Below are 24,777 nucleotides of genomic sequence, written 5' to 3'. Positions count from 1 at the left end.
CCTCGCGGCCCCTGTTCGTGAAGTGGAGTCTTGATCTAACGGAGACGCCGGGCTTACGCAAGTAACCGCCAGGATATGCCAACGATCATCCCGAGGAGGAGAACCGCCACCCCTGCGCCGCGAAAGCGGTCAAGACGCATCCACCAACCGAGCGCGTTCCTACCCTTATGCGGACGCCATGACTTCCCGAGTCGCGCTTCTTCCTGCACCGCCAAGTCGACATAAAAAGCCTTCGCCGGTGGCGCGCCGGCAATCCTAACTATGCGCATGTTCCGAAAGACCGCCTTTCCAGCCGAGTCGCCAGTCCCACCCCAGAACTGGCACGATATCTTTGCAGCAGGGTCGGAATAGGCCGGCCGGAAATAGACATTAATCTTCTCCCCGCGGCCTTTTCGGCGGGAGTGGGCCTTAGTAATGAAACGCCACCGACTGGAATGCACCTCGAGCTGCGCCCCGATACCTTCGCTATTATCCACCTCGGCTTGAAACTCTCCGGTAAACTCATACCAACCCGGAAAAAAGAGACCAGCCGTATAACTCACGCCTGAATCCACAGTTGACCAAGACGGATCATCGGCGTGAATCTTGACCTCGACAGACCCATCGCTGATCCGATTGAAGCTGACTTGAGTGGCGGACAGCGCGCCGTACACCGACCACTGGCCGGTCAAGTTCCCCGCCAGCAAATCGATTTCACTAGATGAAGCGGCCTTCCCGCTCCAAGGGCGGTCTGCAAGGTACGAGAGTCCGCAGATAATCGCTGCCGTCATCGCGGCGGCAACGATGAGTGCTTGCTCAAATGCGTTGCGGCTACCGCGCTGCTTCATGTCCAATCCAACTCGCCAGTCCCTGTCCATGCAGCCATATGCGCGCCGTGTAACCGGCTTCCGAAAGCGGAATACCCATCCACAGCGGAAAGAAGTACGCGAACAGCAATAGGGTCGCGGACATGAATATCAGACAAACAAATTTTCCATCATAGCCTTCAGGGCGTCGCCTCATGAGCAGGTAAACGATCGAGATTGAACAAGCTGCGAATCCGCCCCAAACAACTCCTAAGCCGAGAATCAGACACGGCAGAAGCGGCGCTAACAGTACGATGTGTTCCCAGCGTCGTGCGCCTCCATTCCAACACTCCTTGAGTGCCCCCGCCAAAGCTAGAAGGCCGAAATACAATGCCGGCATGTAGCTGTAAATGAAAACGTAGCGACGTAGCGGGATCCACATCGCGAGACTCGCCATGTATCCGGCGGCCAAAAACATCCAAGCCATACTTTTCTGAGTGTATCCGCGAACCAATGCAATCAGAATCGCAGGAAGGACTGCCCACCAGAGAAGCGGATTTCCCCCGCAGAATATCGCCTCGGCGGCGCCATTGAGCAGGTCCTTCTTCCAATACGGATATGGATGAAGAAGAAGCGGCCAGCTCCAGAATGGCGAGGCGTTGGGAAAGTCAGGTGGCAAGTTTAAATTGCGGGAAATCACACGTTGGTGATAAGCCACGAAATCGCCGATTCCGCGCCATACCGTCCAATAGTATGTCACGAAAACTGCGAGATAGACTAACAACACGATGCCGACGACAAGGCCGCATGCACCGATGACCTTTCTGGCGATCAGCTTGGTGGATTCAGCAGGGAGCCGCGTCTGCCCCTCGACGATCAACGTGACCGTAATAACCAGAAGCGTCAGTGATACGCCCACCTCGGAGATGGCCGCCTTCGTGCCTACGAAGAGTCCAAGCAGTATGCTCATGGCCACCAGCTGGATCCGCCGCGTCCGGAGGGCAGGGTTCTGGACGAAGCACCAAAGCGCAAGATAGGCCCAGGCTCCCAACGTGATGTACACGATGTTGATCATCGCCAATCTTGACGCGACCAAAAACATTCCTTCGCAAAGAACCAATGCCGCAGCGATCGAGGCAGCGAGCTTTGAACGAAACAACCGTCGCGCCAAAAGGTAAGTGATCGGCACAAGCGCTGTTCCCATCAAGGCGTTTCCGGCGCGCCAACCCCACGGACAATTGCCGAAGAGGAAAACGCCGAGCGCTACCAGCAGCTTCCCGCCTGGCGGATGAGTGGAATAAGGCGGCCGCCAGCCGCGCAAGAACGACTGTGCCTGCTTCAGAACCTTTATTTCGTCGTAAACGGGTTCTGCGGGGCTCCCAAGGTGCCAGAACCGCAGCGCCGTCGCAACGACTATCGACGCTGAAATCGCGGCGCTGTCGAAACCCGACCACGACGGCGAGTCGCCCTTCACGTCCATAGGTCAAGTATCATCGCAGTGGTCAGGCAAGAAAGTAGTCGAATAGCTGCAGCCCTGCGTCTTCACCCCCGCACCCGGAGGCTGACACTGTAATCTAACCGCTTCGGGTTTTCCAGGTAAATCAGGGAGAGAGGGTTGGATTATGCGATCGTGCCGGAGGTGCGCAGGCGTTTCAGATCGGCGGGCGAGTAGCCGTGCGCGGCGAGGACTTCGTCGGTGTGCTCGCCGACCAGCGGCGGGCGCGTGATCCTCCCCGGCGTGGCCTCGAGCTTGGCGGCCAGCCCGGTCGTTAGATATTCGCCTAGTTCTGGGTGCGGCATCCGGAGCAGCATCGCGCGGGCGGCGGTCTGCGGATGCTTGAACATTTCCTCGATGGTGAGAATCGGACCCGACGGGATGCCCTCGCGATTGAGCAATTGAATCCAATGCTCCGCGGGATGCGGGGCGAGCGCGCGATTTATTTCCAAGGTCAACGCGGCGCGATTTTTCAGCCGCCGGCCGCTGCTCTTGAATCGTTCGTCGGCGGCGAGTTCCGGCCGTCCAATTGCGGCGACGAGGTTTTGCCACATCACCTCGTTCCCGCATGCGATGTTGAACGGCCGATCCGACGCTTCGAACACGCCGTACGGCGACAAAAGCGGATGATGATTGCCGGCGGGCGCGGGAGTCTTCCCGGTTTCGAAATAAATTCCCGCCGACCAGGTCAGGATGCTGACGATGGATTCGAGCAGCGAAGTCTCGACGCGCTGGCCGCGACCGTCGCGATGGCGCGCCTCGAGTGCGAGCAGGATGCCTTGCGCAGAAAAAATTCCGCCGAGCAGGTCGCAGATGGCGATGCCGACCCGGGTCGGCCCGCTCTCGACGGTTCCCGTCACGCTCATCAGCCCCGACATCCCCTGCGCTATCTGATCGAAGCCGGGGAAATCGCGCAGCGGCCCGGTCGAGCCGAAGCCCGAGATGGAGCAGGTGATGATGCGCGGATTGCGTATCGCGAGCGTTTCGTAGTCCAGCTCGAGCGCTTTCATGACGCCGGGCCGGAAGTTGTCCACGACCACGTCGGCGGCGTCGATCAGGCGCATCAGGATTTCGCGCCCCTCGGGTTTTTTGATGGCGAGGCGCAGACTTTTCTTGGATCGATTGGCGGAGAGAAAGAAGTAGTTGTCGGGACCTTTGCTGGTGCCCAGCTCGCCGCGCGGATTTTCGACCGGTTCGATCTTGAAAATCTCGGCGCCGTAATCGCCGAGGATTTGCGTGCAGAAAGGACCGGCGAAATACCTCGTCAGATCAACAACTTTTATTCCCGCCAGCGGGGGCGGCTGTTCGGCTATGACGGTGCGCTGACTCGAAACTTCCGCGGCGGAGTTACGTCTAACAGAGGCGCTAGTGTTTTTTCTCACTTTTCGTTTATCGCTGGAAATCGATGAATAATGTTATAATAATTGAGCAGCACCCATGAAATTGTCCAGCATGAAAAATAGCGCGTGGATGCTCGCGATCGCCGCGATCATCATTGTAGGCGTCTGGTATTTCCTTGGCCGGAGTTCGTCCGGGACAAGAATTGTTACCGCCGCGGTCACAGAAGGGCCGATCGTGCGCTCGGTGACGGCGACTGGAACGGTCAATCCGGTCATCACGGTGCAGCTCGGCACTTACGTGTCGGGACCGATCATCGCAATTTATAAAGACTACAATGCGCCGGTGACGAAGGGGCAGCTAATCGCGAAGATTGACCCGAGCACCTACCAGGTGACGGTCGATGTTGCGCGTGCGACGCTTGCGAACTCGCTAGCGCAACTGGGCAAGGACAACGCCGACCTCGACTACAAGAAAGTCACCTACGATCGCAACCTGGCGCTGTACAAGGCCGACGCAGTCTCGAAGGACACGCTGGATTCGGCGTACAGCGCGTGGCAGATGGATGTCGCGCAGATCAAGCTCGATCACGCCAATATCCAGCAGCAAACGGCCAACGTGAAAGCGGCCGAGGTCAACCTGAATTACACCAATATCGTGTCACCGGTTGACGGCACGGTGGTCTCGCGCAACGTGGACGTGGGCCAGACGGTGGCGGCGAGCTTTCAGACGCCGACGCTGTTTCTGATCGCGAAGGACCTGACCAAGATGCAGGTGGACTCCAACGTCAGCGAGTCCGATATCGGCTACGTGCGGCAAGGGCAGAAGGCGACGTTTCGGGTGGACGCGTTTCCCGACCGCGATTTCGAGGGCGTGGTGAGCCAGGTTCGGCAGGCGCCGATCACGGTTCAAAACGTGGTGACCTACGACGTGGTGGTGAGCGTGGAAAATCCCGAGCTGCTGCTGAAGCCGGGGATGACGGCGAATGTGAACGTCGTAACGGCGTCAAAAGCCAAGGTGGTGCGCGTTCCGATCGACGCACTGCGCTTTGCGCCGCCCGGAGAACCGCCGGCGGATTCCGCGGCGCTTGACGGAGCACCAGGCCGCCAGACCCGAGTCTGGGTTCTCGAGAATCGCAAAGTCACACCGGTCACGATCACCACCGGGCTCAGCGACGGAACCTGGGTCGAAGTCGCCGAGGGCAACGTGCAAGCGGGCGATCGCGTGGTGACGGACGAAGTGCGCGGCGCAGGATCGCATGGCGCGGGGTCATCTTCGTCGCACGGCGGCGGCGGCGGTGGAATAGGCGGGATGATGCACATGCCCCACTAGGCGCGGGCGGCGATCCGATGAAAAGAGTGATTGAACTGGTCGATTTGACCAAGACCTACCTGCTTGGCGACATTGAGGTTAACGCGCTGCGCGGGGTGAACCTTACGATCGATCGGGGCGAGTTCGTTGCAGTGATGGGTGCGTCGGGCTCGGGCAAATCGACGCTGATGAACATGCTGGGATGCCTGGACCGGCCCACCAGCGGCCGCTACATCCTGGAGGGCGAGGACGTCGCGCGACTGAACGAGTCGGAGCTGGCGACGATCCGCAGCCGGCGAGTCGGGTTCGTTTTTCAGAACTTCAACCTGCTGTCGCGAACCTCGACGCTGGAGAACGTCGAGCTGCCGCTGTTCTATTCGGCGTGGACCTCGGACGGAGAGAGCCGCGCGGCCGACATGGTGAAACTGGTCGGGCTGGCGGGCCGCGAGCAGAGCCATCCGAATCAACTCTCAGGCGGGCAGCAGCAGCGGGTGGCGATCGCGCGGGCGCTGGTCAATCGCCCGTCGATCCTGCTCGCCGACGAGCCGACCGGCAATCTCGACTCGACCAACTCGGCCGAGATAATGGAGGTGCTCACCAAGCTCAATCGCGAACAGGGAATCACGGTGATCGTGGTGACGCACGATCCCGACGTGGCGGCCTACGCGGACCGGGTCGTCACGTTTCGCGACGGCGTGATCATCTCGGACACTCGAAAAGACGGCGCCGGCGTGCGTGGCGGCGCGGGCGGCAATGCGGCGGCGCCGGAGACGGCGGATCGAGCCGGGTCGCTCGTGGACGAGGTGTGGACGTTTGCCAGCATGGCGGTGGTCGCGGCGGGTCGCGCGATCAAGCGCAACAAGCTGCGTGCGGCGCTCACGATGCTCGGTATTTTCATCGGCGTCGCGGCGGTGATCACGATGGTGGCGGTGGGCGACGGGGCGCGAGCGTCGGTGGAGGCGCAAATCAACAGCCTCGGCACCAACCTGCTGGTGGTGCTGCCGGGCGCGACGACCGCCAACGGCGTGCGCGCGGGGCTGGGCAGCAATTCCACGCTTACGGTCGGCGATGCGCAGGCAATTGCGCATGGCGGAGGGCCGGTGGGGCTGGTGACCTACATGGATCGGCAGGTGGCGCAGGTGGTCTCGGGGAATCGCAACTGGAGCACCAACATCCAGGGGACGACTTCGAATTATTTTGCGATCCGCGACTGGCCGCCGTCGATCGGACGCATCTTCACCGACTCGGAGGAAAAGGCGGGCGCGGCAGTATGCTTGCTTGGACAGACGGTGGTGAACAACCTGTTCGGCGAGGGGCAGAATCCGGTCGGCGCGACGATTCGGGTGAAGAACTTCCCGATGAAAATAATTGGCGTGCTGTCCGTCAAGGGACAGTCGAGTTACGGGCAGGACCAGGACGACGTGGTAATCGTGCCGTTCAACACCGCAGAGCGCAAAGTGCTGGGCGTGTCGGCGCCGTCGTCGTCGTCGGCCTCGCCCGCGGCAGTAGCCACAGCTAGCGCGACCAACCCTTACGCGTCGGTACCGACGACCAATTCGGTTTACAGCTCGACCACCGAATCGACCAGCGCGTTCGGGAGCGCTCCAAAAATCACCGGCGTCGTGAATACGATGTACATCAAGGCGAGCAGCTCCGAGCAGGTGGACAGCGCGGTTACGCAAATCACGCGCCTGCTGCACGAGCGCCATCACATCCAGGCGAAACAGGATGACGACTTCACGGTGCGCAATCTCAGCGAAATAGCGGCGGCGTCCGAGAACGCCACGCAGGTGATGACGATGCTGCTTTTGGCAGTGGCGTCGATTTCGCTGCTGGTGGGCGGAATCGGAATCATGAACATCATGCTGGTGTCGGTGACGGAGCGCACGCGCGAGATAGGAATTCGCATGGCGATCGGCGCGCGCCGCATCCACATCATGCTGCAGTTCCTGGTCGAGGCGATGCTGCTGTCGGCGATGGGCGGGTTCGCGGGGATAATCCTGGGCATACTCGTGTCGAAGCTGATTTCAGCGCTGGCGGAATGGCCGACGCTGGTCTCGCCGGTAGCGGTGGTGGGCGGTTTCGTCTTTTCGGCGGCGGTGGGAGTTTTCTTCGGCTATTACCCGGCTCGCAAAGCGAGCCTGCTACACCCGATCGACGCTTTGCGCTACGAATAGTTTGGGAACGATAACGGTTCCGCGCATTGCTCTGCCCGGGCAGAACACGCCCGAGCCCGAGTGCTGGTACGTCAACATGGGTGCGGTGGACAAAGATTTCTTCACCGCCGACGCGATGGTAAAGGCTGCTCCGTAAGCGAATTAGCCAGATAAATTAGGGGCTTTACGTCCCTCTAATAGCTCGAACGGGGCGGTGCAGCGAAAAAGCTGTGCCGCCCCGCGCTTTTCTATCGTCGGAACGTCAGCCTGTAGAGTTAAGGAACAATCCGATAATATGACGAGTCACGTACTTGACTAAATAAAATTTAGCGACCAAGAATTAGAATTCTAAAGATGGACAGGAGGTCGTGGATAATGGCCAGGCATGCTTTGGGGAAGATATTGCCGGGCGTGGGGACGTTAATGCTCTTATGTCTCATCGTGGCTTCAGCAAACGCGACAGTGAAGCCGGGTGACGTCATAACACCCGAAAACGCGGCACAGGTCAAAGACTTGGTTTCACCCGGGGTATTTTACGCCGTGACTCATGGAATGCACATGGAGATCGTGCCCTCCGACCGGATCGAGTGGCCGCCGCCTTACAGGGAGGCGACGGAAAAGTATTCCCCGCAGGTGCGGCTCGCTAACGATCATCGCAGCCTGCTCGGCTATGTCGCCGGCCTGCCGTTTCCGTTGATCGATCCGAACGACCCTTATGCGGGGACGAAAATCATCTGGAACAACGTGTGGCGGCCCATCAGCAGCGATGACTACGACCTGCGCTTCTTCGATTGCCAGAGCGAGTACGTCCGTCCGGGCCAGGACCAGAACATAATCTTGGACTTGGAGATCGGTCATTACGCCGGCTACAACCTTTTCGGACGGACCGAGGTCGAGCCAATGCCGGTCGATCCGGACTTCAAGCAGTCGGGGCGCCTGTGGTTGTTCGCTCTGTACCCCTTTCTTTCGCCGGAGGCCCAGCGCGGCCAAGGCCTGATCCGCTATCGCTACGCGGATCCGAACCGCGGCGACGACACTTGGGATTGGCAGCCCGGCACCCGTCGTGTGCGGCGTCTGAACGAGGCGATAAACAGCAGCGCGACGGGAGCGCAGAGCTTCGATCCCGATCACTTCGCGGGCTTCAACTCCAAGGTCGAGGAGTACAACTACAAGTTCCTGGGTGACAGGCAGATGCTCGCGAGTGCGCATGCGGAGCATTCGCCAGAAGAGACTTGCCCCTACGATGGCGGTGCGACCGCATGCCCCGAGGCTTGGGAGATGCGCCACATATACATCGTCGAGTCGAAACCCCGGCGCGACATGAGCAATCCGGGTGCGCTCGACAGTTTGACCGACGTATTTGTGGACGCCGAATTAGCGTACGAGCCGTACATCGACACCTATGACCAAAAGGGTCATTTATGGCGCGCGCACATCTACTGGCTGGCCTATCGCGACCGCCCGGTGCCGGATGCCCGCGTTGCAATCTACCCGTTCAAGCGGGAGTTCATAGTGGGTTCGGCTTCGATCGACACGCAGGGTAACTACTCGTCAATGTGTTACCTGCCCGGCCAGCACACGCCCGAGCACGAATGCTGGTACATCAACATGGGGGCAGTCGACAAGGATTTCTGCTCAGTGAAGGCGATGGTGGCCTCAGCTCCTTAAGCCCGAGCATTAAGAAGCCTGATTGATTGCTGAAACAGGCGCGGAGCAAAACGGTCAGTCGCCGTGGCGCTTCGCGCCTTGGTTTTTTCCACAGAGCGCGAATGTGAATCGTTTGCATATACCGGATCGCCGAATATATTCGGCGTATCGCGCGATTGGGTCTTTGCACCCAAAGCGTGATGGCAGAAAAGGTCCCGTGTCCGAAGCCGGTGCGGATGCGCCTCGCAGGTCCAACGAGTCGCTCTGCGTCGGCAACTTTCCCGCCGCACCCGCGCGATCCGCTTCTTCCAGCGCATCGCCGCGTAGCCGAGTCAGACCTTGAAGCGGATATGAATCATGTCGCCGTCGCGCATCACGTAGTCGCGGCCCTCGAGCCTGAGCTTGCCGGCCTCTTTGACCTTCGCGTCAGACTTGTGGATGGCAAAATCCTCGTAGCTGACGACTTCGGCCCGGATGAATCCGCGCGCGATATCAGTGTGGATCACGCCGGCGGCATCGAGCGCCGACTCGCCGCGGCGGAGCGACCATGCATGCGCCTCGGGCTCGCCGGCGGTGTAGAAAGTGATCAGCCCGAGATGATTGTAGAGCGCGCCGATCAGCCGATCGCGCGCGGGCGCGTCGAGTCCCGCGTCTTTGAGCATCTCCTTTTGGCCGGCCTCGTCGAGTTCCCACAATTCCGACTCGAAAGCGGCCGCGAGCCGGAACACCTCGAGTCCGTGCGCGCGAACGGCGGCGCGCTCGGCGTCGGTGACATCGGCGGCGGCGCGTTCCATCTCGCAGTTGACGGTGACCAGCGCGGGCTTTCGCGAAAGAAACCCGAAGCTCGAAAATGCCTGGGCCTCCTGCGCCGTCAGTTCGAGCAGTCTCAGTGCTCTGCCGTCGCCGAGCCATGCGATCACTTTCTCGAGTGCCGCGCGTTCGAAGTCGCTGCCGCCCTTCTCCTTCTTCAGCCGCTCGAGGCGGCGTTCGGCTTGGTCGAAGTCGGCGAACACCAGCTCGCCCTCGATACTTTCGAGAGTCGCGACCAGGTCTTTTTCCATGCCGGCGAATTGCGGAATCACGATCAGCAGCGCGTCCATGTCGCGCACCAGCGGCAGCAGACTCGGATCGAGGGCAGCGCCCTCCTTCTGCTCTTTGGGATTTGGCGCGAAGTCGAGGATGGTGAGCTCGACCGGGATCTTCTTCTTCGAACCGTACGCCGATTCAAGAAAATCGAGACGCGGATCCGCGACCTTGATTTGTCCCGGGCGCGCACGATTGCGGCCCTCGGCCGTGCCAGGAATCGGCGCGAGTCCTGTCAGTGCGTGAAATACGGTTGATTTCCCGGCGCCGCGTGCGCCGATGATCCCGGTCTTCAATTGATCCCACCTCGATCTCCGGGATTCTACACCACCGCAATTCGGGAGTAAGCCCGCGAACATGGCGTCGAATTTGCCGAAAGTGACGGTGCCGACGCTGGTGGCAGGCGCGAACGGCGGCCAGCCAGGAGTCTTTCTCGCCAGCGCCGGCTTCGCTAATCTGCTATTCCCGTCTGCGGAGCAGCGCGATGGAGAGCCACCCTAGCTCAGTTGGTAGAGCAGCTGATTCGTAATCAGCAGGTCGCCGGTTCGAATCCGGCGGGTGGCTCCAAAAACCTCAAATAGAATCTAGGGTTTTTGCGATCGTTTCAGGCTTTTTCGGGGCCGCGCGGCCATCGCTGCCAAATCGCTGCCAATCTGCTTCCGACTCGTCGAGGAAGTCGGCGTAGCTCTGATCGACGCCCGGCAACAGGTGGGCGTAATGATCCATCGTGGTCTTGGGGCTGGCGTGCCCCATCTGCGCGGCGACGTAAACGAAGTCGCGGCAACGCGCCAGGAGCGTGGAGGCGTAAGTATGCCGCGCATCGTAAAGGACGTGGCCGATTGTCGCCGTCTCGTCCATCGCCAGATCGAAACGCTTTCGCAATCGGGAATCGTCGAGCGGCGTCCCGGAGGGGTTCGAGAATACCAACTCCGCCACGCCCTCGCCTCGATCTACGGGAGCCCGCTGAGTGCGCTTGAGTTGCCGCAGCCGCAAGACATCGGCTAGCGCGGGGCTCATATCGACGCTTCGCCGTTCGCCGGTTTTTGTGGGACCGAAGGTGCCCTTGTCGCTCACGGAGAATTCGACCCGAACCTTTCGCTTCGTGAAATCGATATCACTTCAGCCGAGCGCTCGACACTCGCCCGGTCGGAGTCCCGAACGAAGCACCAGGAAAAACAGATCGTGAAGTTCCTGGTCGTGCTCGCTGCACCATGACAAGATTGCGATCTGCTGGGCTTCTGTGAAGACACGTTCCTTAGCGACGGCAACTCGATTTGCGGCCCTCGCTTTGCGGCTTCGCCGAGATGTCCGCGCCGACGCAACGGGATTTCGGTCGATGATCCGGTCGTCGACGGCCGACTGAAAAACGACGCTCAGCGTCGCCCTGATCAACCTTACGGTCGTGGTGGACAACTTCCGCGCGGCGACCATTATAACTGAAAGGCATAGCCATATCAAAAAATACGGTTGGACAGAAATATCTGTCCGCGCGATAAGGGAGTGAAGACGCCGATGAGAAGGACGCAACCGCGCCCGGCGAGACGAGCGAGGACCGCCGGCATCTCTGCCATCGCGCCGGCGCAGGCGACAGCCTTGTGAGGAGGAAATCACGTGGAATTGAAAGAGGTCATAGGTTGGCGGCGCTCGATTCGTTTTTACTGGCCATACCGGCCGGTGGAGCGAGCGAAGATTCAGAAGATGCTGGAGGCGGCTCGGCGCGCCTCGTGCGTGGGCAACGTCAACAACACGCGGGCCATCGTCGTCTGGAGGGACCAGGCATCCCCCGAGCTGCTCAAGGCGCTCACTCCGCCGCTGGGCTACCAGCAGATGCAGACGGCGCCTTGCTTCATCGTGTGGTACTCGGACGCGGCGGCGTACGAGGCCAACAAGTGGATCAGCGACCTCAAGGGTCTCGCCGAAACCAGACGGCTTGGCTCCGACACCGAGGCGACCAAGCAGCAGATCGACAAGTCTCTTCGACCGTTGTTCACGGCGATGTGGAAACAAGCTGCCGTGGCGCCGCTGGCGTTCATGGACCTCGGACAGGCCGTCGCCCAGGCCACTTTGGTGGCTTACGATGAGGGGCTGGGGACGTGCTTGATGAGCGGCCCCATGATGCTCGACAAGGTCAACAAGCTCTTGAAGCTGCCAGAGACGGCTACCATCGTTTGCATCATGTCGGTGGGCTACCCGGCTGAGTCCGCCGCGGCGGGCGGGCAGACTGTCAAGGCGCCGTTCGAGAGCCTGTTCTTCGAGATGGAGTACGGTCGGCCCATGCGGCCGGATCCCCAGACCGTGCAGGAGTTGAAGCAAGCCAAGCTAATCCAGGAGGCTGCTCCTCTTCCGTGGCGGGATGAGGAGTTGAAGCACGTCGTGCGCGCCCTCGGGATTGAGGAGGAGCGGCAGCTCAGCGGCTTTCAGTCGGGAGGGGAATCGTAGGCGGGCAACTGCTTGTCACAGGTGTTTGAGTCATACAGCCAAGTGGCGCGGGCCCGCTCCATCTCCCGCAGCCCCATTGTGCGGCAGCCCTGTTCTTCGACCGCTACATCGAGGTCGATTGCGAGCTCTTCGAAGACGCGCTGGATCGCTCGGAAAGCGCCGTGTATTAGGAGGACAGCATGAGAATGAAAGCAATTGTGGCTGGGGTCGGTATGACCCGGTTCGGAAAGCACATGGAGACCGGGCTCAAGGCCTTGGGTGCGGAGGCCGTTGCGGCGGCGCTCGAAGATTGCGGCCTCAAGGCCGCAGATCTCGAGGCGGCCTACGTCGGCAACGCGATGGCCGGTCTCATCACGGGGCAGGAGTGCGTCCGCGGTCAGGTGATCTTGCGTTCGATCGGCATCGGACGCATCCCCGTCATCAACGTCGATAATGCCTGCGGAAGCGGCTCGACCGCCTTCCAGCAGGCTTGCACGATGGTCACGACCGGATGCTACGACGTGGTCCTCGCTCTCGGTGTGGAGAAGCTCTACCATCCGGACAAGGCGCGGACCTTCGCGGCGCTGGCCGGCGGGATGGACGTCGAGGAGCTGGAGTCGGCTTTGGCCCGCTTTCATGCGGACGCATCACCCAGCGCAGCTGCATCCAAGGACGGTGGCACGGATAAGAAGCGTTCGGTCGCCATGGACTTTTACGCGAGCGTGGCGCGAGCTCACATGCGCCAATACGGGACGACCGTCGAGCAACTCGCCGGGGTCTCGGTCAAGAACTCCATTCACGGCAGCCTCAATCCGCGGGCCCAGTTCCGTGAGGTGATGACGGTCGAGCAGGTGCTCGCCGCACCCATGATCGACGAGCCGCTCACCCGGCCGATGTGCTCTCCGATCGGCGACGGCGCCGCCGCGGTTGTGTTAGTGAGCGAGCGCAAGGCGCGCCAGCTCGGCCTGGAGAGCCCGGTGCGCGTGGCTGCCAGCGTCCTGCACTCCGGGTGGGACCATGAGGCCGGGGCGTTGGACTCGTCCACGCTCTGCGCGAGTGAAGCCTACGAGGAGGCAAGCCTCGGTCCCAAGGATCTGGGAGTCGTGGAGGTCCACGATGCCTCGGCCATAGCCGAGATAATCGCCTACGAGTCGCTCGGTCTGTGTCAGAGGGGCGGCGGGGGCAAGCTGATCGACGAAGGCACGACCAAGCTCGGAGGCCGCCTGCCGGTGAACACCTCCGGCGGCCTGCTGCGCAAGGGACACCCTGTTGGCGCGACCGGAGTTGCCCAGATCGTCGAGCTCACCGAGCAGCTGCAAGGCCGATGCGGCAAGCGGCAGGCCCAGGGCGCAAGAGTGGCCCTGGCACACAACGGGGGCGGAGTCGTGGGCAGGGAAGCGGCCTCGATGTGCGTAACGATCCTGGTCCGCTAGCTGGCGATCTCAACGCGTGACTACGGCGTTTCAGGAAAACGCTCCGACCATACTGAGGTGAGTGTGAACATCGCGACCGACAGGCGCGGTCAGCTTGGGAGGGTACTATGGCCAGAATCGACTACGAAGCAGATCTGACGGAGGGAGAGCGATCCGTTCGGGATATGGTTCGCAGATTTGCCGAGCAGGTCTTGCGACCGGCGGGCGCCAAGCTCGACGCGATGGCGGACCCCAAGGACGTCATCGCCAGGGATTCCATCCTCTGGGACGTGTTCAAGAAACATCGCGCGCTGGGCATCGCCGATCTCGCGGCTCCCAACAGCGGCTTGACGCCCGCACAGCAGGCGAAACTGCGCTGCATCATCAGCGAAGAGATGGGCTGGGGTGACGCGGGGCTGGCGATCGCCTTGGGCGTTTCCGGCTTCCCGCGGATGATGGCCCAGATGTCCGGGAAGCCCGAGGTGATCGAGCGCTTCAGCGCCGAGGACTGCATCGGCTGCTGGGCAGGCACCGAGCCGGACCACGGCAGCGATTTGATCTACTACATGAACAGGCCGGGCGTTGAGGCGCCGGGCCGGCCCAACTGCATCGCGCGCAAGGACGGCGACTCCTTCGTGCTGAGCGGGCAGAAGTCGGCCTGGGTCTCGAACGGAACCATCGCTCAGGCCGCCGCGATGTTCTGCGCGGTGGACATGGGCGACGGGAAACGCGCCGACGCCGGGTTCGTCGTGCCGCTCGATGTCCCCGGCGTGTCGAAGGGCAAGCCGCTGAACAAGATCGGACAGCGCGCGCTGAATCAGGGGGAGATATTCTTCGACCAGGTGCGCATCCCCGCGGACTACATGGTGATCCCGCCGGATGCGTACGGGTTCGCGACCGAGATGATCCTGAGTATGGCGAACGGCGGGATGGGCTCGACCTTCGTCGGCGTGGCGCAGGCCGCGCTGGATCTCGCCATCGACTACGCGAAGCAGCGGGTGCAGGGAGGAGTGCCGATCTTCCAGCACCAGAGCGTGAAGCTGCGCCTGTTCGAGATGTTCCGGAAGGTCCAGGCAGCCCGGGCGCTCAGCCGGCAGGTCACGCTCTACAACGCGCTCAACACGCCGCCGAAGCTGCATCTGGCGGTCGCGTCGAAGGTCACCTCGACGAACACGGCCTTCGAGGTCGCGAGCAGCGCGCTGCAAATCTTCGGGGGCAACGGGCTCTCCCGCGAGTACCCGATCGAAAAGCTGATGCGCGACGCCCGCGCCTCGATGATCGAGGACGGCTGCAACGATCTCCTGAGCCTGGTGGCTGCTGAGAGCTTGTAGCGGGCGGGTCAGGCGCGATTTTCCCGGATGCTGCTTGGCAACGCCTCACCGCAAGCGACGGCGAGAATGCGGTGAAGAGGCTCCTTTGCGATAGCGCCTCGCGTGGCGCCGGGTTGCGTGCGAGAGGCCCGCGCCGGTGCTGCCGCTGGACTCGGCCCGGATCGCCTCGATCAACGCAAAGAGCGCGGGTGGCTGCACGCCGCCGGCGCGGTAAATGATGCCCTCTTTGACCATCGCGAAGGGGTGATGGAGCGCATTCGCCTTCAGGCTCCCGCTCGCCACCTCGGGCGCCACGATGCCGCGGGGGAGCACCGTCAGGAACTGTCCCTCCATCAGCATGGCTTTGATGAACATCATCGAGGCGGACTGGAGCACCGGCTTCGGCGGGGTCACGCGCACCTCCCGGAACGTCAGCTCCCACAAATCGATGATGGCCTGCGGCCGGTTCGGGAGGATCCATCGCGCTTTGCCGAGCGTTTCGGTCGACACTTCCGGCTGTTGAAACGGCCGATAGTCGGGCCGGCAGACGCGCACGAATTCTGTGGCGGTAAGCTCCTGGTGGACCAGATCCTCCGCCTGATGCAGAGGTGGCAGCCCGCTCACAACTGCATCGAGCGCGCCCTCGCGCACGAGTGCAGTCAACCCTTCGTAGGTACCGTCAACGATGTCGAAGGACAGGCCCGGCCTCGAGGAGAGCAGCTTCGCCAGCACCGCCGGGAGGAAGTCAATGGCGAAGTTTGCTACCCCCAGGCGCAAGTGGCCGAGATGCCCATCCTTGATCGCCTCGATCTCCGCCACAGCCTGTTCTCTCTGGTTGAGCAGTAAGCGGGCGTGCTTGAGGAGAGTCGTGCCGTAGATCGTCGGCGAGACGCCGCGCGGGCTGCGCTCGAGCAGCCGCACGCCCAGCTCTGCCTCCAGGTTCTGAATGCTCTTGCTCAGCGCTGGTTGGGAGATGTGTATGGCGCTTGCGGCGCGCAGCATGTTGCCGTGCTCAACCACCGCAACCAGGTGATGTACTTGCCGCATGTCCACGTCGGAATCCTCCCAGAGCGCACTATAGCCAATAAGCATATCGATATCAAAAAATACCATTGGACAGGAATATCTATCCGGGCGACAATCCTTGGCGGGAATGCATCGGCGATGCGCGTGGTCACATGGAAGAAACCGAAGAAAAGGAGACGCTCGCCAGTCTGGCGCGTCTGCTCTTAGGCGCGAGAAGTTTGCGGGCCAGGATGAATAGTTGACGATGAACCACCGCATGCAAGCCGCCCGGTTCTACGGACCCGGGACCGAAATCAAGATCGAGGAGGTCCCGTATCCGGTGCCCGGCCCGGGCGACGTTGTGGTCAGGGTCGCCGCCTGCGGCATCTGTGGCTCCGACGTGCACTTCCTCGAAGGCATGCCGGTCCCAGCCGGGCTGCCCTTTACACTCGGGCACGAGCCCGCTGGGATCGTCGAAACAATCGGGGTGGGCGTTCGCGATTGGCAACCAGGGGATCGCGTGGCGTTGCATCTCGGTGCTGGCTGCGGCACGTGCCGCGTCTGCGTGTCGGGCCATCCGAACTGCTGTCCTCATTTAGTAGCGCCCGGCCTGCATATCGACGGAGCGTTCGCGGAAGCGATCCGGGTGCCCGCCGGCACACTGGTGCGCGTGCCGGACGGAGTGTCGCTGGTGGCCGCGGCCGTGTCGACCGACTGCGTTGCCAGCCCGTATCACGCGCTCGCGTGCCGTGCCGGGCAGCTTCGGCTCGCACCAACGCGACCTCGAGGAGATCTTCCGCCTCGAAGACACCGGCATCATCAACGTCGAGGCGTCGGTCTCGCACCGCCTTCGTTTGGACCAAGTCGCCGAGGGGCTCGAGATGCTGCGCACAAAGCGAGGCGACCCGCAGCGGATCGTGGTAGAGATGGCGGCCAGGTGAGGACGTGTGCCTGGTTGATCGAGGAGGGCACCAACGGGGCGCCGGCGTTGATTACAGCGGAGAAGCTATAGCGAGCCGAGGGCGCATCACTTAGCGGGGATAGGCCATGCGAGAACGCAACGAGTTGATCCTGGCAGATCTGATCGCGGCGCGTGCGGAACAGGCGCCAGACTTCGACGTGGTCACCTTCGACGGCGGCGGCGTGCGCCCTCACGAAGTGCGTACCTACGCCGATCTCTGGATGAATGGCAATCGCATCGCCGCCGGTCTCATGGCCAAGGGGCTCGGCAAGGGCGATCGCTTCGGCTTGATGATGCGCAACCACCCGGAGTTCATCGAGACGATGGTGGCGGCGTCGCTCAGCGGCGGCGTGTTCGTGCCGATCGATCCGCGCACCAGGGGAGAGAAGCTCGCCTATACGCTGCGCAACTCCGAATGCCGCGGGATCGTATGCGCCGATTACGCGCTGGCGCAGGTGGCTGCGGTGCGCAGCGACCTGCCCAAGCTAGAGTGGATTCTCGTGCTCGAGTCGCGCGAGGAGCCCGACAGCATGCGCACAGCCGAGGTACCGGGGGCGGAGCCGTTCGCTCCGATCCTCGACACACCGGAGCGGTACGTCACGGCGCGGGTCGATACACCCGGCGATCCTTTGGAGATCATCTACACGTCGGGGACGACGGGGGATCCCAAGGGCGTGGTGTGCGCCAACGGACGCTATGTCGGTGCGAGCGCGATGGGATACCTGATGGGCTTGCAGCCCGGCGACCGGCCGTACAACGGGCTGTCGCTGACCCACGGGAACGCCCAGATCGTCACGCTGGCGCCGTCGCTGGTGATGAAGCTGCGCGCGGTGTTCAGCCGCCGGTTCACCAAGTCGCGCCTCTGGGACGTCTGCCGCGAACATGGCTGCACGGTCTTCAACCTGCTCGGCGGCATGGCCACGGCGATCTACAGCGAGCCGCCGAAGCCGAACGATGCCGACAACCCGGTGCGCATGGTGCTGAGCGGCGGTATGCCCGCGGCCTTGTGGCGAGCCTTCGAGCAGCGCTTCAACCTGAAGATCCTCGAAGCTTACGCCGCGGTTGAGGGCGGCCTGGCGATCAATCCGATCGGCGTCGGCCCTATCGGCAGCTTCGGCAAGCCGCCGCCGACGCTCGAGATGAAGATCGTTGACGAGCAGGGGATTGAGTGCCCGCCCGGTGTGGTCGGCGAGTTGATCTCGCGACCGACGACAGGCGAGCGCGTCGAGGTCGAGTACTTCAAGAACAAGGAAGCCTCGCAAAGCAAAACGCGCGGCGGATGGCTGCGCAGCGGCGACATGTGCCATCGCGACGCCGACGGCTGGTTCTACTTCGATTTCCGCAAGGGCGGCGGCATTCGCCACAACGGCGACTTCGTCAATCCCGGTTTCGTCGAGAAGGTCATTGCCGAGCATCCGCATGTGGACGACGTGTTCGTCTATGGAGTGCCTGCGGCCTCCGGTGCGCCGGGCGAGAGGGACGTGGTGGCGGCCGTCGTGCCGGTGGACGCCAGGAGCTTCGATCCCGCCAGCGTGTTCGCGACCTGCGTGAAGGGTCTGGAGCCGAACTTCGTTCCCTCGTACCTGCAGGTGGTTGACGAGATTCCCAAGACGGCCTCCGAAAAGCCGCAGGAGCGCTTCTTGATGGATCGCTTTGCGCCCGACGGGCCGCGGATCTATCGCAAATAGAGAGAGGCAAGAAGCAACGATGAGATTAATGCTGCCGCGGAGGGATCGATGACAGGCGACAATTACTGGCAGTGGGATTCGTGGAGGTGGGGCACGCATCGGGTCAATTGCCTGCCGGGCAGCTGCCCGTTTCGCGTTTACATGCGGGGCGGAAAGGTCGTGCGCGAAGAGATCTCATGCACCCTTCCCGCGTTCGACGATCCCGACTTCCGCCTGCCCGACGACAATCCGCGCGGATGTCAGAAGGGCTATCAGCATTCGCGCTCGATGTACGGCCCCGACCGCGTGCTGTATCCGATGAAGCGCAAGGGGGAGCGGGGCAGCGGCCAATGGGAGAGAATTTCCTGGGACCAGGCGTTCGAGGAGATCGGCGGCAAGCTGGCCGATATCATCGAGCACCATGGAGCGCAGGCGATCGTTGGCGACGGCGGGACCAATGGCCCCGGAATCGTGCGCGGCGGCGGCGAAGGGTCGATGCCGGGCCTCGTGGGGCGCCTGGGCGGCGTCGGCCTCGACGTCAACTTCCTCATCGGCGACTTCAGCCCCGGCCAATATCTGACGTTCGGCCAATCCCAGCATAGTCCGGGAATGGAGAACTATTTTGTCGCCGACACGCTCGTGATCACTCAGGGCAACCCGGTTTACTCGATGATCTCCGAGATCCACTACACGCTGGAGGCGCGTTATCGCGGAGCGAAGGTCGTGGCAATCCTGCCCGACAAGAATCCGAGCGCCCAGTTTGCCGACATGTGGCTGCCGATCAACTGGTCGGCGGACCCGGCGCTGTGGCTTGGCGTCGCCAATATCCTGATCGACCGCGGGTGGATCGACACGCAGTTCGTCAAGGAGCAGACCGACGCCCCGGTGTTGGTGCGCTCCGATAACGGGGCCTTCCTGCGCGAGGCGGACCTCAAGGAGAAAGGCGACGCCGAGCAGTTTTACGTAATCGACAGCGCAAGCGGCAAGCTTGAGCCGCTGCCCAAGGGCACGCTCGCGATGGCGTGCGATTACGAGCTCGAGGCCGAGCTCGATGTGACTCTGAAGGACGGCAGTCAGCTAGCCGTGACCACCGTCTTTTCGATCCTCAAGCGACGAGTGGCGGAATACACGCCGGAGAAGGTCCACGAAATTTCAGGGATTCATCCCGAGCAGCTCGCCGAGCTGGTGGAACTGGTCAAGCCGCCGCGCAAGGTGTTCTTTGCTTCGATTGCCAACGCCGGAAAGCTTTACCATGGCGATCTGCTCGAACGCTCGTACTGCTACATCCTGGCCCTGACCGGCAACCTCGGCAAACCCGGCACAGGTATTCTCGGCTGGTCGGCCGGCACCGAAGCGGTAGCAGGTTCGGCCTTTGTCGGCGCGATGCCGAATCAGTTGCTGGAGGGGCGCGACCCGATCACGACGGCGGTGAACCTGTCGCAGATGCTGCAGGAGAATTACCGCACGCACTTCAAAATGGATCCGACTATGCCACCGGCCGAGGCGGCTCTGGGCGCGATGCGCGAAGGGATGCGGTCAGCGGGCACGGCGGCGCCGCCGATTTTCCTCTGGCTTTACCACGCCGGCTATCGCGAAGTGTGGGACAAGTTCCTCAACGATCCGAACGCACCGCGCAAGATCAGCGAATATGCCGAGCAAGCGGTGGCCAAGGGATGGTGGGACGGGTTCGAGCGCCCAGCCCGCGACGTCCCACCCAAGGCGGTGCTGGTTTCGGGAGGTAATCCGCTGCGCCGCCATCGCGGCGGCATGAACACCTATCTCAAGAACCTATGGTCCAAACTGGAGCTTGCGGTGGTGGTCGATTCCCGCTGGAGCACGAGCGGGCTTTACGCGGACTACGTGCTGCCGGCCGCGTCGTTCTACGAGTACGCCGATATGCGCCTCTCGCTTCCGGTGAGTCGCCTGACCGCCTTTACCGACCAGAGTGTGCCGATGCTCGGGGAGTCGAAGACCGACCGCCAGATCGTGCTCGGGTTGCTGCAGCAGGTTCAGGCTCACCTCCTGGCGCGCGGGGTCGAGCGCTACAAATCCGGGAACGGGGAAATCCTCGTGCGCGAGCTCGGATGGCGGGCCACGTTCGGCGATCGCTACGGCGACAGCAACCAGGACGAAGAACGTCTTTTGGACGACACCTACCACGCCCTGGGACAGATGGGATGGTTCACCAGTGTGGACGGCGATGAGATGAACCTGGCCAACTTGCGCAAGAACGGCTTCGCATGGCTTAGCGGCCGGCCCACCTGGCACGCGAGCGTAGTGCAGAACGCCGACATGGTGCCGGGGCATATCCATGCGCCGTTTCGCGACCAAGTGGAGCAGAAAGTCCCCTATTCAACCACCACGCGCAGAATACAATTCTACATCGACCATCCGTGGTTCGTCGAAGCGGACGAGCATCTGGTGCGCTACAAGCAACCGCCCAACATCGGCGGCTCGCAAGCGATGCGGCTTACCGGTGGCCATCTGCGCTGGAGTATCCATTCCAACTGGGTCGTGTCCGAAGAGATGCTCAAGCTGCATCGCGGAGAGCCTTTCGCGTTCGTCAATGATGAAGCTGCCAGGGGCAGGGGAATCGCCGAGCACGATTATATCCGCGTCTTCAACGACTACGGCTCGTTTATCGTCAGGGCCAAGCTGAGCCCGTGCACGCGACCCGACCAGATCGTGATTTACCACGCCTGGGAGCCCTATCAGTACCAGAACTGGATGCCGCACGACGGGCTCGAGCCGGGTCCTCCCAAAGGCCTGCACTTTGCCGGCGGCTACCGTCACTTCCAGTACACGCTGTGGAACTGGGCGCCGTCGCAGTCCGACCGGCAGACTAACGTGGACTTCGAAAGGGCCGAGCAATTCGGAAGTTTGAATCCGCAAAGATAGCGATCGCCCCAGCCGGCGGCCTCGCGGCGCCGGCAGCATGGCGGCGAGAGGTGGATTCGAACTCTCGGTACAGCTTCGAGAAGAGTTACCGCGACCAGTCCAGGGACCTGCGCACAAACCGGCCTCACTGCCCACTCCAAGCTTCTACTGTGTGATCTTCGGTAACGTTGGCAGTCAAAAAGCCCGCGCTCTTGCGGCGCGAGGCTCCCCGCCCGCGCCAGCACCGTCAGATCGGGTGGCCTCGGTCGTTCGGTCGCCTGAAGCCTTAAAATCGAAGGCCGCCTCTTAACCATTTTGTAACAATTCGTGATCGAGAACCGCGGCGATTACCATTGACGGATGTAGCCCGTTAGGCTACACTTATCACACGAAGATACGGAACATCATTCACAAGGGCGTCAAACGCCTTTACGCGGAAGACAGCCCCAAGGGCGTGTCGGCCGCGACCGTGAATAAGCTCCGTATGATGCTGGCCTTCCTGCAGGACATGGAAAGCGAAGACGAACTGCGAACGATCCCGGTGTGGAAAGCCCACAGGCTGACCGGCGACCGCAGGGGCGTCTGGAGTCTGCACGTCACGCTGAACTGGCGGCTGACGTTGCGCATCGAAGAAAACGAAATCTGTGACTTGAACCTTGAGGACTACCATTGAAGGAGGAAACCATGCGTATGCTGAACCCGCCGCACCCCGGCGAATTTATCCGCTCTGAAGTTATCGAGCCGCTCGGCCTTTCCGTGACCGCTGCCGCGACCGCGCTCGGCGTTTCGCGCCCGACGCTGTCGACCCTGCTCAACGGCAAGTCGGACCTATCCGGCGATATGGCGCTGCGGATCGAAAAGGCTTTCGGCCCGAAAATGGAAACGCTGATGCGGATGCAGTCGTCCTACGACATCGCCCGCACGCGCAAGCGCGAAAGCAAAATCCACGTCCGCCGTCACCCTGCCACGGCGACTGCCTGAAACGCAAAAAATCCCCGGACCAGACGCACCCAGGCGCCGGTCCGGGGACTGTGTTTTTATCGTGTGATAACTACGACGGTCTGTCTCTCCTTTCAGCTGCCCTCCTGAACGTCAGTACAGCACCTTCCTCGTCAGTGCAGCGCGCGCCCACCCGGACATGATTGAAGGCGGATTTCCATTTGGCTATTACTCAGTTCCATTCGATTACTACTTCAAGGGAACCAATCTGCGAATAGCTATTCCGGGATTCGATGCTGCGGCCGCGCGAATGACTATTGAGCAGCGGGTGTCATCGGCTGGCGGTGGATGGCTGGTCAGTTGGAAGGAGGGCAACGCGGCAAACTCCGAACTCCCCGATCCAAAGCGCTTCACAGTGATCGAGAAATTCCGCGGCGACCATCTCACGTTCTACCGGATCACGCCGTCCGCCAGGGGTGACCCCTGCATCCACCGTTAAGGCCGCGCTCCGTTGTCGCGCGCGGCCATTGCTTCGGGCGGGCGGAGTTTACCCTGAGTACCCGAAGGGGCCTGTTAAGAGGGGCAAATTGGACGAGGCGGTTGTTCCGGGCGTCGTGCGCCCGCCAGACGCGAAGCTTGCTTTTTCACTCCTCCCGCCAGCGCCGGAAACATCGTGTGAACAAAACCGGCGCGCGGAACCTTGCCATAGGGAGGCCATTGGGTCCATGATTAGCGGTTCACGCACGGAAATTCCGGAAAAGTTTAACCTGAGCGGCACAATTTGTCGCTTGGCGGCCGTCTCGTCTGGGGAGGGAATGGATGAGTGCATCCTGGGGAAAAGTGCGCATCGGGGTGATCGCGATCTTTTGTGCGGCTGCGTTGGCGATCCCGGCTTTCGCAAGCCTGACGACGCCGCGTGCGCAGACGGCCGTGCCGCCGCCCATCGGGACGAGATCCAATTCGACGTCGACGCAGGTGCCCGGCATCTATGTGGCGGACGAGGGTCCCCCCGTGCAGCAACACCGGCGGTCGCATCGCCGGTTTTCTCCTACGCGTTGACCACGACGATGAACCCGGTAGGTCCCGGGAATGCGGCGGTGTTCACGTGGACTGTGACCAACCTCACCAGCTCAGCCCAGCTCACCAATATCTGTTACCTGGTTCCGCCGAATACCTCCGAAGGCGGTTACGGGGCGGGCGAGGAATTCTGCACCGGCAATTTTTCGGTGTCCGCTGGAACATCAACTTCCGCCATCATTGACCTGACGGTGCTCAACGGCACGTCGACGCCGCCCAACGGCGCGCTCGTCAATCTGACCATTACCGATACGGAGAACGGTGATGCGTCGGTATCGAGCAACATAGGAGTAACCTTGCCCGCCACGGCAACTCCCACTCCGACTGCGACGGCAACCGCGACGACCCCGACGGCGACCCCGACCCCGACCGCAACAGCGACGGCGACCAAGACGGCCACGCCCACGGTGACAGCGACGCCGACCGCAACCGCGACTGCGACAGCAACGGCGACAAAAACCGTCGGCACGCCGACAGCCACGGCAACCGCGACTGCTACCAAGACGGCCACGCCCACCGCCACTCAAACCCCGACTGCGACACCGACGCCAGTGTCGGTCAAGCTGAAGATCAGTCCGGCGTCGCTGGCATTCGGAAAAACGGTGAAAGTCGGAACTACCAGCGCGCCCAAGACGGTCACGCTCATGAACGACAGTTCCAAGAAATCCAAGATTGCCGTGTCGATCACCGGCGAGTCGGCCGCCGCGCCATTCGCGGTCAAGTCGGAATGCGAAGAAACGCTCGAGCCCGGCAAGAGTTGCAAGGTATCGGTGACCTTCAGTCCGACGGACACGGCGGCGCAGACTGGAAGCCTGGTGATTTATGACAACGCGACCGGCTCGCCGCAGAGAGTGGGGCTGTCGGGAACCGGCAAGGCCGCCAAGAAGAAATAGGCAGGGCAGGGGTGACCCCTGCACCCAATGTTAAGGCCGCGCTCCGTTGTCGCGCGCGCCCTGTCAATGGCTTAATACTGGCCTCCCGTGCCAACGGGCAGGGCTGAGCCCTGCACCCAGTATTAAGAGCGCGCTCCGTTGTCGCGCGCCGGCGCCGGAAACATCGTGGAACGAAACCGGCGTGGAGCCTTGCCATAAGGAAGGCCGTCGAGTCTTCTATAGGGGAGCTGGAATCGGAGAGTCAAAAGGGGAAATCCCGGTTCAATGCAAAGCCGGTGGCGTGCTCCCCAATTTCCAGCCAATCATAAGTAGAGACCGCCGGCAGTTTGGCCCTCTTCGGGCGGTTGCGTTTCCTGTTCTTTAAGCGCTGCGAACTCGGCCGGTGTCAAGGCGCCGAGACTGC

22 protein-coding genes, 1 tRNA gene and 1 pseudogene are annotated in these 24,777 nt (G+C 62.0%); 18 read left to right on the top strand and 6 right to left on the bottom strand.

Features of this window, described 5'->3' with window-relative positions; genetic code table 11:
- Nucleotides 1-53 precede the first annotated feature (53 nt).
- From ABR989_RS15555 to ABR989_RS15545, 3 genes are all read right to left on the bottom strand, one after another.
- The gene (locus tag ABR989_RS15555; protein ID WP_428130228.1) at nt 54-827 is read right to left on the bottom strand and encodes a hypothetical protein; all 774 of its coding nucleotides are present in this window, start codon (nt 825-827) and stop codon (nt 54-56) included.
- The gene (locus ABR989_RS15550) at nt 811-2,265 is read right to left on the bottom strand and encodes a phospholipid carrier-dependent glycosyltransferase (protein WP_428130227.1); all 1,455 of its coding nucleotides are present in this window, start codon (nt 2,263-2,265) and stop codon (nt 811-813) included. The genes ABR989_RS15555 and ABR989_RS15550 overlap by 17 nt, the downstream gene beginning before the upstream one ends.
- 140 nt (nt 2,266-2,405) lie before the next feature.
- The gene (locus ABR989_RS15545) at nt 2,406-3,662 is read right to left on the bottom strand and encodes a CaiB/BaiF CoA transferase family protein (RefSeq protein WP_428130226.1); all 1,257 of its coding nucleotides are present in this window, start codon (nt 3,660-3,662) and stop codon (nt 2,406-2,408) included.
- 55 nt (nt 3,663-3,717) lie between these two features.
- Between ABR989_RS15545 and ABR989_RS15540 the strand changes: the two genes are divergently transcribed.
- From ABR989_RS15540 to ABR989_RS15525, 4 genes are all read left to right on the top strand, one after another.
- Nucleotides 3,718-4,950 (top strand): efflux RND transporter periplasmic adaptor subunit, encoded by a 1,233-nt coding sequence (locus tag ABR989_RS15540; protein WP_428130225.1) that lies wholly within the window; start codon nt 3,718-3,720, stop codon nt 4,948-4,950.
- Nucleotides 4,951-4,967: 17 nt separating this feature from the next.
- Nucleotides 4,968-7,106 carry an ABC transporter permease gene (locus ABR989_RS15535; protein WP_428130224.1) on the top strand — a complete coding sequence of 713 codons (2,139 nt, stop codon included), beginning with the start codon at nt 4,968-4,970 and terminating at the stop codon, nt 7,104-7,106.
- A gap of 1 nt (nt 7,107) precedes the next feature.
- Entirely contained in the window at nt 7,108-7,242 is a 135-nt protein-coding gene (locus ABR989_RS15530) for a hypothetical protein (RefSeq protein ID WP_428130223.1), read from the top strand.
- A 284-nt stretch (nt 7,243-7,526) separates the two neighbouring features.
- A complete protein-coding gene (locus ABR989_RS15525) occupies nt 7,527-8,753 on the top strand; it encodes a DUF1329 domain-containing protein (RefSeq protein WP_428130222.1) in 1,227 nt (408 codons plus the stop codon).
- Nucleotides 8,754-9,064: 311 nt separating this feature from the next.
- Here the strand turns inward: ABR989_RS15525 and ABR989_RS15520 are convergent, their stop codons facing one another.
- Nucleotides 9,065-10,111 (bottom strand): DUF933 domain-containing protein, encoded by a 1,047-nt coding sequence (locus ABR989_RS15520; RefSeq protein ID WP_428130221.1) that lies wholly within the window; start codon nt 10,109-10,111, stop codon nt 9,065-9,067.
- A gap of 61 nt (nt 10,112-10,172) precedes the next feature.
- Here ABR989_RS15520 and ABR989_RS15515 point away from each other — a divergent pair, with 61 nt between their 5' ends.
- A complete protein-coding gene (locus ABR989_RS15515) occupies nt 10,173-10,316 on the top strand; it encodes a hypothetical protein (protein WP_428130220.1) in 144 nt (47 codons plus the stop codon).
- A tRNA-Thr gene (locus tag ABR989_RS15510) sits at nt 10,307-10,382 on the top strand. The genes ABR989_RS15515 and ABR989_RS15510 overlap by 10 nt, the downstream gene beginning before the upstream one ends.
- Nucleotides 10,383-10,388: 6 nt before the next feature.
- On the opposite strand, the gene ABR989_RS15505 is transcribed toward ABR989_RS15510, so the two are convergent.
- Complete coding sequence (locus tag ABR989_RS15505) at nt 10,389-10,928, bottom strand: tyrosine-type recombinase/integrase (RefSeq protein WP_428130278.1); 540 nt, start codon at nt 10,926-10,928, stop codon at nt 10,389-10,391.
- A gap of 498 nt (nt 10,929-11,426) precedes the next feature.
- On the opposite strand from ABR989_RS15505, the gene ABR989_RS15500 reads away from it, so the two are divergent.
- The 3 genes from ABR989_RS15500 (at nt 11,427) to ABR989_RS15490 (ending at nt 14,976) form a co-directional block, all read left to right on the top strand.
- Nucleotides 11,427-12,254 (top strand): nitroreductase family protein, encoded by an 828-nt coding sequence (locus ABR989_RS15500; RefSeq protein WP_428130219.1) that lies wholly within the window; start codon nt 11,427-11,429, stop codon nt 12,252-12,254.
- 179 nt (nt 12,255-12,433) lie between these two features.
- Nucleotides 12,434-13,666, top strand: coding sequence for a thiolase family protein (locus ABR989_RS15495; protein WP_428130218.1), 1,233 nt, complete (start codon nt 12,434-12,436; stop codon nt 13,664-13,666).
- A 107-nt stretch (nt 13,667-13,773) separates the two neighbouring features.
- Entirely contained in the window at nt 13,774-14,976 is a 1,203-nt protein-coding gene (locus ABR989_RS15490) for an acyl-CoA dehydrogenase family protein (RefSeq protein WP_428130216.1), read from the top strand.
- Nucleotides 14,977-15,021: 45 nt separating this feature from the next.
- On the opposite strand, the gene ABR989_RS15485 is transcribed toward ABR989_RS15490, so the two are convergent.
- Nucleotides 15,022-16,068: a LysR family transcriptional regulator gene (locus ABR989_RS15485; RefSeq protein ID WP_428130215.1), complete on the bottom strand. Its 1,047-nt coding sequence runs from the start codon at nt 16,066-16,068 to the stop codon at nt 15,022-15,024.
- On the opposite strand from ABR989_RS15485, the gene ABR989_RS15480 reads away from it, so the two are divergent.
- From ABR989_RS15480 to ABR989_RS15440, 9 genes and pseudogenes are all read left to right on the top strand, one after another.
- Nucleotides 16,068-16,223 (top strand): hypothetical protein, encoded by a 156-nt coding sequence (locus ABR989_RS15480; protein ID WP_428130214.1) that lies wholly within the window; start codon nt 16,068-16,070, stop codon nt 16,221-16,223. The genes ABR989_RS15485 and ABR989_RS15480 overlap by 1 nt on opposite strands.
- Nucleotides 16,224-16,225: 2 nt before the next feature.
- Nucleotides 16,226-16,579 (top strand): annotated as a pseudogene (locus ABR989_RS15475) (alcohol dehydrogenase catalytic domain-containing protein); the annotation flags it as partial.
- A gap of 100 nt (nt 16,580-16,679) precedes the next feature.
- Nucleotides 16,680-16,901, top strand: a complete 222-nt coding sequence (locus ABR989_RS15470) for a hypothetical protein (RefSeq protein WP_428130280.1) — start codon at nt 16,680-16,682, stop codon at nt 16,899-16,901.
- 106 nt (nt 16,902-17,007) lie between these two features.
- Nucleotides 17,008-18,609 carry an AMP-binding protein gene (locus ABR989_RS15465; RefSeq protein ID WP_428130213.1) on the top strand — a complete coding sequence of 534 codons (1,602 nt, stop codon included), beginning with the start codon at nt 17,008-17,010 and terminating at the stop codon, nt 18,607-18,609.
- A 48-nt stretch (nt 18,610-18,657) separates the two neighbouring features.
- Nucleotides 18,658-21,486 carry a molybdopterin-dependent oxidoreductase gene (locus tag ABR989_RS15460; RefSeq protein ID WP_428130211.1) on the top strand — a complete coding sequence of 943 codons (2,829 nt, stop codon included), beginning with the start codon at nt 18,658-18,660 and terminating at the stop codon, nt 21,484-21,486.
- A 433-nt stretch (nt 21,487-21,919) separates the two neighbouring features.
- Entirely contained in the window at nt 21,920-22,138 is a 219-nt protein-coding gene (locus ABR989_RS15455) for a type II toxin-antitoxin system RelE/ParE family toxin (RefSeq protein WP_428130209.1), read from the top strand.
- Nucleotides 22,139-22,149: 11 nt separating this feature from the next.
- On the top strand, nt 22,150-22,446 hold the full coding sequence (locus ABR989_RS15450; protein ID WP_428130277.1) for a HigA family addiction module antitoxin: 297 nt from the start codon (nt 22,150-22,152) through the stop codon (nt 22,444-22,446).
- Between the two features lie 157 nt (nt 22,447-22,603).
- Nucleotides 22,604-22,903 (top strand): hypothetical protein, encoded by a 300-nt coding sequence (locus tag ABR989_RS15445; RefSeq protein ID WP_428130207.1) that lies wholly within the window; start codon nt 22,604-22,606, stop codon nt 22,901-22,903.
- A 568-nt stretch (nt 22,904-23,471) separates the two neighbouring features.
- Complete coding sequence (locus ABR989_RS15440) at nt 23,472-24,374, top strand: choice-of-anchor D domain-containing protein (RefSeq protein ID WP_428130206.1); 903 nt, start codon at nt 23,472-23,474, stop codon at nt 24,372-24,374.
- Nucleotides 24,375-24,777 lie beyond the last annotated feature (403 nt).

The sequence above is a fragment of the Binatus soli (SeqCode) genome, assembly GCF_050015535.1.
Lineage (GTDB): Bacteria > Desulfobacterota > Binatia > Binatales > Binataceae > Binatus > Binatus soli.
The sequence above is the reverse complement of the archived record's forward strand: the minus strand, read 5'-3'. Positions and strand labels throughout refer to the sequence as shown.